This window comes from Microbulbifer sp. TYP-18, from assembly GCF_040932045.1.
Classification (GTDB): domain Bacteria; phylum Pseudomonadota; class Gammaproteobacteria; order Pseudomonadales; family Cellvibrionaceae; genus Microbulbifer.
In genome coordinates, this window is record NZ_JBFRBC010000070.1 from 1 (window position 1) to 6,814 (window position 6,814).

Here is a 6,814-nt window from a genome sequence, read left to right on the forward strand (position 1 = left end):
GGTCGTGTCGTGCCTGATCTCCCCCCCGAGCGCTGTACTCAGCTCCATCCTGTGGGTGGATTGCTTGGTGCCGGTCTTTCCCGGCTGTCAGCGGTCTTTCCCGCCGTCCGCCTGAGGTGATCGATACAGCAAAAACAATGCTCCCCCCTTCTACCTATGCTGACTTGTAAGAAAGCCTTAACCAGGAATCAGTGGGAACAACAGGCTTTACCCCAAAGATCAGGATATTCATCAGATAGGTTCACTTGCCCGCCACTTGCCGCAGCAATACGCCGCGCAAGCCGTGGGCTTGGTAGAGGGTCATGGCCGCCGCCAATGCGTCGCAAATACACAGGCTTTGTGCCGACTTCTTCGGCAAGCCTTTGAAGCGCAGACGGATCGCTTTTCAATTGAGCAAGAAATGTTCTAAGCCTCATGCCAAGAAAATTTAGCAATTTACTAATTAATTAGCAAGTTATGTTAGTATTTGTGGTAGAATTGTGCGCCAGTTCGTTAGTACTGCCTAATTCACTTGGCTAGGCTAGGTAAATACAATCGGCTGGATTGAACACCGAAACAAGGGTCCCACCTGACAAGATGACCATCAGAGACATTAGAGCCAAAAACGTAAGATTTCTACGCTCAAAGTACGGCCCCAAAAATAAAGATTTTGCTGAAGCACTTGGTATTTCTGAAAGCTATGCCAGTCAAATAAGCCAAGACCCACCGATTACAAACGTGGGGGACAATAAGGCTCGCGAAATTGAAAAACATTTAAACCTCGAGCCAGGATGGCTCGACCGTGGGCACGGAGACACTGCAAACGAAAATCAGCAATTAAAGTCCGGACAGATCGACGAGGTACTAGCAGCCAAGTGCGTAGCCGCTATGATGGAAGCTATTGAACAAGAGAACTTAAAAATGCCATCACCTCGTATTTTTGGCGCGGCTCTCATCACTCTCTATACAGCTAGCCAATCCAACAAGAGGGTCATTGACCCCCTTCCGATCCTTCGACTCGCTATCCTTGCTGGCACCGACGGTAGTTGATTCCTTGGCGCCCTCCTTTAAGCCCCTCTCTATCGTGCGTACCAGTCTTAGAATTTTAATATATTCAGGAACGTCCATTTACCCTACCCTCGCTGTGCTCTGGCTCCAGGCTTGAAGTCCTATCTAGCTAAGCTAGTGACGGCTTTGTCAACATCCCCAAAACTCCGTGTATTAGTCAAGTTTTGACAAATTAATTCCAAGTTACGGCCAAAAATGAAATTCATGAAACATGAGTTTCATGGACTTAAATGCACTCGCTATGTGAAACGACACGAAGCCTAAATTTCTCCTTTTCTACATACAAACGACAGGGGTAAGCGGCCTTAGTACGAAAGTACCCTTTACGCTTCTGTGACGTAGAGTTGATAGTACCGCCGACTCACAACCTCAAAAGGCCTACATAAGGACCCAAAAATCCAATACAAGCAACGCATCTAACTTGCCCAGCGAAATAATTGGCGTCATTTTACATTACTTTCGTTAGTAAATCACTTTACTAACCGTTAGTAATATACTAAATTCTTCTTGCCGACTCAAGGAGAATAGTCATGTACGCCACCTGCTCAACTAACCCTCCTTGGGACTCTATTAGACAGTTTGAGCGTCAAAAAGAGTCTCAAATAGGCTCATCTATATCCAGCGCCGTTCTGCGAAACGGTTGTATCCACCTCGATAGTATCTCTCGCCAGACTGAACCCGGCCTGAAGCAATCTCAGGGGGTGGCGCAATGATGAACTTCGCCACCAGCTCAGCCAGGCCAGTAGAGGACGCCCTGCCCGACTACGAGTGTCACCAGGACAGCCAGCGGGAAATCACCGAACAAGAAATCGAGACAGTCGCCGAATTCATTGAGTATCGCTTATTAAAAGAGCGCGGCATTTTGAGCAAAGCTGCCGTGCGCGCTCACGAATTGCTCGCCGATGAAATGGCAGACCAAATCGACAGCCTAGCCGGGAACTCCGATAGCACCGGCCCTGAATACATCGGCTGGTTATCACTTCAAGACGCAGCAAAGGCAGGAATCAAGCTCCAACAAGCCGCTCGCAAAGCCATAGCGCACATTGCCGAGGAGCACTTTGAGGAGTTCTCAACCGAGGCTCGCTGCTGGGGCTGGCTGGAATGAACGGTTCATTGAGTGCCCTTTTGGTAACCGCCAGCCGCCGTGCCAGCTACCTGTTTCCTGGCCTGAAAGTAACCGTGGTTCGCGCTTGTGACATGGAATGGTGGGAAGGGGTCTGCAAATCCATTCGCGAGCGCTGCCGCCAGTCCTATCAGCGCTGGGGCCACTGTGAAAACCCCTACCCGGTCGGCGATCTGAAGCGTTGGGAGTGGGTCGATGAAACCCAAGCCATTGTGCGGGAACGCCTGTCACTGGTGCTGCGTGACACCAGCTGGGCTGAAGAGGATGCCATCTGTGATCTGGGCGGGGCAAAACGCGGGGAAGTGATTCCCTTCCCTACCCCGCAACGACAAAGGAAACCGCAGCAGGAAGCGGCTAAACGCAAAGTCAACTGGGAATGCGAAGAAACATTCATTTAAGGGGATTGCAATGAACACGAAGAAAAGCTTGGTGGAGAAATTCTCAGACCGCTATGCAGTTGACGGGGCAAAGATGTTCGAGACTCTGAAGGCCACTGCATTTAAACAGCGCGACGGATCGGCCCCTAGCAATGAGCAAATGATGGCCCTGCTAGTGGTTGCCGACCAGTACAAGCTAAACCCGTTCACTCGGGAAATCTATGCCTTCCCCGACAAGCAAAACGGCATTGTGCCGGTTGTTGGTGTGGATGGCTGGAGCCGGATCATCAACAGCCACTGCGAATTCGACGGGATGGAATTCCGATATTCCGACGACACCGTAACCCCGCGCAGCTGCGACAAGCCTTGTCACGAATGGGTCGAGTGCGTCATGTACCGGAAAGACCGCAGCCGCCCTGTCGTTGTCCGTGAATACTTGGACGAAGTTTACCGGGAACCGTTCAAGCAAGGCATGAAAGGCCCCTGGCAGACCCACACGAAACGCTTTCTTCGCCACAAGGCCATGATCCAGTGTGCTCGCCTAGCGTTCGGATTCGTCGGAATTTACGACGATGACGAAGCCCAGCGGATCGGAGAGCAGACTGAGCGCGACATGGGTAAGGCGGAGATTGTGATCGAAGAGCCCGCCGTGCTGCCTCATTGCCCGCAGGAAACCGTCGAGAAGTACCTCCCCGTAGTTGAGTCCGGCAAGAAATCAGCCAGTGACGTTATCGCGTCGCTGGCCAGCAAATACACCCTCAGCGATGAGCAGGTCGCCAAACTGGAGAAGACCGCATGAAAACCATCAACGTCACCCAGGGTAGTCCCGAGTGGCGCTCTCTGCGCGCACAACATCACACCGCCAGCGAAGCCCCAGCCATGATGGGCAGGAGTAAGTACCAGTCCCGTTCCGCGCTGCTGGAGCAGAAGGCTACTGCTATCACCCCAGAAGTTAGCGCTGCCCAGCAGGCTATTTTCAACAAGGGTCACGCAGCAGAGGCTGCCGCCCGTGTGATCGCGGAGGAAATCATCGGCGACGAGCTATTCCCGGCCACTGCCCTTGATGACGATGAGAAGCTTCTGGCCAGCTTCGACGGTATCACGATGCTGGAGGACGTGATCTGGGAGCACAAGCTGATTAATGAAGAACTGCGTACCGCCACGATGGAAACCCTGGACGAACATTACAAGATCCAGATGGACCAGCAGCTGCTGGTATCTGGTGCCGAGAAATGCTTGTTCATGGCCAGCGACGGCACCCAGGCGAACTGCAACTGGTTTTGGTATACCAGCACCCAGGTACGATTGGCAGCTATTAGAGCTGGCTGGAACCAATTCGACGTGGACTTGGCCAGCCACCAGCCGCGAGATATTGCAGAGAACCCGGTGGCGGAAACCCCGAAAGACCTGCCGGCTGTATCCATCCAGGTGGCCGGCTCGCTGATCGTTACCGAGAACTTCGATCGCTTCGAGTCTGCCCTGCAACACTTTGTCAACGAAATGCTGATCCGTGATCCCCAGACCGACCAGGATTTCGCAGATCTCGAAGCCCAAGTGAAAGCGCTCAAGAAAGCGGAATCCGCCCTGGAACAAGCAGAAGCTCAGCTACTAGCCCAGGTCGAAGCCGTGGACAATGCCAAGCGTCGCAAGGACATGCTGCACCAGCTGGCCCGCGATAACCGCTTGATGGCCGAGAAGCTGGTAAAAGAGCAGAAGAAGGCTATCAAACTCCAAATTGCCCAGGATGGCCGCCAAGCGGTGGACACGCACATTGCAAAGCTGAACGAAGGGCTGTCCGGCGCTACCCTCCCGCAGATCATCACCGACTTCAATTCTGCCATGAAGGGCAAGCGCACTATTGCCACCCTCCGTGATGCCGCAGACAACGAGGTCGCCCGGGCAAAGATCGAGGCTACCGAAACAGCCGCGTTGATCCGGAGCAACCTTGAGACCTTGACCGAAGTTGGCTGTGACTTCCTGTTTGCAGACCGCCAGCAGTTGGTTCTGAAACAGCCTGAAGACCTGCAGGCCGTTATCAAGAACCGAATCACAGAGCACGAAGCGCAAGAGCGCACCCGCCTGGAGGAAGAGCGTCGGCGCATTTTTCACGAGGAACAGGCCAAGGCTCAAGCGAAACCGGAAGAAGCTAATCAAGTCGCCCTGAATTGCCCAGAGCAGTCGACAACCGCCCGTCATCCGTCAGTGGCAATAACTGAAACGTCCAACAGCGACTCGGCTAATCACGGACCCTTCGCGTTGAAGCATGAGCGCCCAACCGACAAAGAAATTATTGGGATAGTTGCCCAGCACTACCGCGCCCCTGAATCAGAAGTCATTGAGTGGCTTTTGGGTATGGATTTACAGAGGACCGGTGACGCCCTTGCAAGCAATTTTTAACCAACACCCTGGACATTGAAAAACGCAGTAACAGTAAGGGTAAGTAAACTCAGCTGTAATTAAAATTAAGGAGAGGGACATGTACGTTTATAAGAAAATGGAATCCGAACTTTGGACCGTTGGATTCTATACACCAGATGGTCAGTGGGAGCCGGAGTCGGATCACTCAAGCCAAGAAGATGCAGCCAATCGGGTTTTCCAGTTGAATGGCGGTTTTACTGAGAAACAAGACCAGCCCGAAACCAAACACTACTACTTGCAACTTGACGATAACCCATTGTTTGTTAGCGGGCCAGAAACAGCGATTATCATCACTGGCTATACCCCAACATATGAAGATAACAGCTTGCGCCTCATTTTGAAGGGGAACCATTACAAGGAATTAGCCAAGCGACAGGACAATGGCGGATTTGAAGCCTGCCTTGCATATTTTGAGGAACACATTGGCCAAGCCTCGCCCTACAGTGAACACCATATCCCTACCAACAGAAAAATAATCACCAGGGTCAAAGACGATTTTGGATCACGGTAGTGGTAATCCCTTTTATCCAGCGCCCCGGCGCAATCAGTCAGTAGTAACCGTTAGGGCCGCCAGTAAGGGGCCCATTTTTAACCGGAGGAAACCATGGAAGTACAACCGCTGAACACCGAAACCAAAACTGAAGCCGGAAGCATTCAGCTGGAATGGAGCGAAACGCTTCTCGACGGCCACGACGTTACCTACGAAGCCGCCGAACAGGCGATCGCAGAACTTGGCGAAGGCTGGCGCATGCCGACCCGCAAAGAGCTGGAATCGCTGGTGGACACCAGCCGCTACAACCCGGCCATCGACACCGAGAAATTTCCCGACACCAAATCCGACTTTTACTGGACCAGCACACCCTGCGCCTGGAATGACGCTGCTGTTTGGGTTGTCGCTTTCTACTGCGGCATTGTCGACGTCAACCGCCGCAGCCACTACGCGTGTGTTCGGGCGGTTCGCACCGGTCAGGGGAATGAAAAATGAGCGAGAAAGAGGCTGTGCAGAGAGTAACTGTGTACCTCCCTGTGCGTGAAGTTAGAGTGGGCCATTTTTCAAGGTATGAGAGTGACTACTTTGATGTGAAACCGGTTTTAATCAGCAGGGATTCATGCGGGAGAAGAGGGAAGGCGGCAAACCGTTATTTCTACACGGCCCATTTTGTCACACCAAACGGTGCTCTTCCTTATCTGCATGTCGGCGGGCTATCAAGTGCCGGAATTAACCGAAAGGCGAACCCCAACTGGAAGCCTCCGCGGGATGGCTGGCAAGACGATGTGCTGGACCTAAGGCAGTCGCAGCAGGATGCGGAATGATCGAATGAACAGAACAGATTGAGAGTTCATTTTTAACCGGAGGACATAATGCAAAACCTGAATGTCACAACCACCACAACCGAAAACGCCAACCTCGAATGGAGCGAAACGCTCCTCGATGGCGAATTCGTTACCCACGAGGAAGCAGTGGAAGCCGTGACTGAACTCGGCAACGGCTGGCGCCTGCCCAGTGTCGACGAGCTTGCAACCCTGGTAGACCGCTCCCGCCACGATCCGGCTATCGACACCGAAAAATTCCCGGACACCAAGAACCATTGGTACTGGACCAGCACCCCCTTCGCCAGGACTGACGCTGCTGTTTGGGCGGTCCACTTCCGCTACGGCGATGTCGGCAACGACTTTCGCTACAACCTCGCCTGTGTTCGCGCGGTTCGCACCGGTCAGGGAAATGAAAAATGAGCGACGTAAACGCAATAAAACTGCCGGCCTGCCTGCTTCGAGCAGCTGCGATATTCAGGGCAAAAGATGACGCCCGGTATTACTTAAACGGGATACATATAAACCCAGCGGGTTT

Annotated in this window: 9 protein-coding genes; all 9 read left to right on the forward strand. The window is 52.8% G+C overall.

All coding sequences use genetic code 11. The features are described 5' to 3' along the window. Nucleotides 1–576 precede the first annotated feature (576 nt). Nucleotides 577–1,029: a helix-turn-helix domain-containing protein gene (locus ABVT36_RS18835; RefSeq protein WP_368457936.1), complete on the forward strand. Its 453-nt coding sequence runs from the start codon at nt 577–579 to the stop codon at nt 1,027–1,029. Nucleotides 1,030–1,756: 727 nt separating this feature from the next. Then, on the forward strand, nt 1,757–2,152 hold the full coding sequence (locus ABVT36_RS18840) for a hypothetical protein (RefSeq protein ID WP_368457937.1): 396 nt from the start codon (nt 1,757–1,759) through the stop codon (nt 2,150–2,152). Continuing rightward, the gene (locus tag ABVT36_RS18845; RefSeq protein ID WP_368457938.1) at nt 2,149–2,568 is read left to right on the forward strand and encodes a hypothetical protein; all 420 of its coding nucleotides are present in this window, start codon (nt 2,149–2,151) and stop codon (nt 2,566–2,568) included. Before ABVT36_RS18840 ends, ABVT36_RS18845 begins: the two co-directional genes overlap by 4 nt. A gap of 10 nt (nt 2,569–2,578) precedes the next feature. Further along, entirely contained in the window at nt 2,579–3,346 is a 768-nt protein-coding gene (gene bet, locus ABVT36_RS18850; RefSeq protein WP_368457939.1) for a phage recombination protein Bet, read from the forward strand. Beyond that, a complete protein-coding gene (locus tag ABVT36_RS18855; protein WP_368457940.1) occupies nt 3,343–4,944 on the forward strand; it encodes a YqaJ viral recombinase family protein in 1,602 nt (533 codons plus the stop codon). The genes bet and ABVT36_RS18855 overlap by 4 nt, the downstream gene beginning before the upstream one ends. A gap of 79 nt (nt 4,945–5,023) precedes the next feature. Beyond that, nucleotides 5,024–5,476: a hypothetical protein gene (locus ABVT36_RS18860; RefSeq protein WP_368457941.1), complete on the forward strand. Its 453-nt coding sequence runs from the start codon at nt 5,024–5,026 to the stop codon at nt 5,474–5,476. 93 nt (nt 5,477–5,569) lie between these two features. Continuing rightward, on the forward strand, nt 5,570–5,950 hold the full coding sequence (locus ABVT36_RS18865) for a DUF1566 domain-containing protein (protein WP_368457942.1): 381 nt from the start codon (nt 5,570–5,572) through the stop codon (nt 5,948–5,950). Beyond that, on the forward strand, nt 5,947–6,279 hold the full coding sequence (locus tag ABVT36_RS18870) for a hypothetical protein (protein WP_368457943.1): 333 nt from the start codon (nt 5,947–5,949) through the stop codon (nt 6,277–6,279). The genes ABVT36_RS18865 and ABVT36_RS18870 overlap by 4 nt, the downstream gene beginning before the upstream one ends. A 48-nt stretch (nt 6,280–6,327) precedes the next feature. Continuing rightward, a complete protein-coding gene (locus ABVT36_RS18875; RefSeq protein ID WP_368457944.1) occupies nt 6,328–6,699 on the forward strand; it encodes a DUF1566 domain-containing protein in 372 nt (123 codons plus the stop codon). Nucleotides 6,700–6,814 lie beyond the last annotated feature (115 nt).

Excerpts from the sequence above, each read along its gene's own strand:
- ABVT36_RS18835 (WP_368457936.1), top strand. The coding sequence starts at position 577 with ATGACCATCAGAGACATTAGAGCCAAAAACGTAAGATTTCTACGCTCA.
- ABVT36_RS18840 (WP_368457937.1), top strand. The coding sequence starts at position 1,757 with ATGATGAACTTCGCCACCAGCTCAGCCAGGCCAGTAGAGGACGCCCTG.
- ABVT36_RS18845 (WP_368457938.1), top strand. The coding sequence starts at position 2,149 with ATGAACGGTTCATTGAGTGCCCTTTTGGTAACCGCCAGCCGCCGTGCC.
- bet (WP_368457939.1), top strand. The coding sequence starts at position 2,579 with ATGAACACGAAGAAAAGCTTGGTGGAGAAATTCTCAGACCGCTATGCA.
- ABVT36_RS18855 (WP_368457940.1), top strand. The coding sequence starts at position 3,343 with ATGAAAACCATCAACGTCACCCAGGGTAGTCCCGAGTGGCGCTCTCTG.
- ABVT36_RS18860 (WP_368457941.1), top strand. The coding sequence starts at position 5,024 with ATGTACGTTTATAAGAAAATGGAATCCGAACTTTGGACCGTTGGATTC.
- ABVT36_RS18865 (WP_368457942.1), top strand. The coding sequence starts at position 5,570 with ATGGAAGTACAACCGCTGAACACCGAAACCAAAACTGAAGCCGGAAGC.
- ABVT36_RS18870 (WP_368457943.1), top strand. The coding sequence starts at position 5,947 with ATGAGCGAGAAAGAGGCTGTGCAGAGAGTAACTGTGTACCTCCCTGTG.
- ABVT36_RS18875 (WP_368457944.1), top strand. The coding sequence starts at position 6,328 with ATGCAAAACCTGAATGTCACAACCACCACAACCGAAAACGCCAACCTC.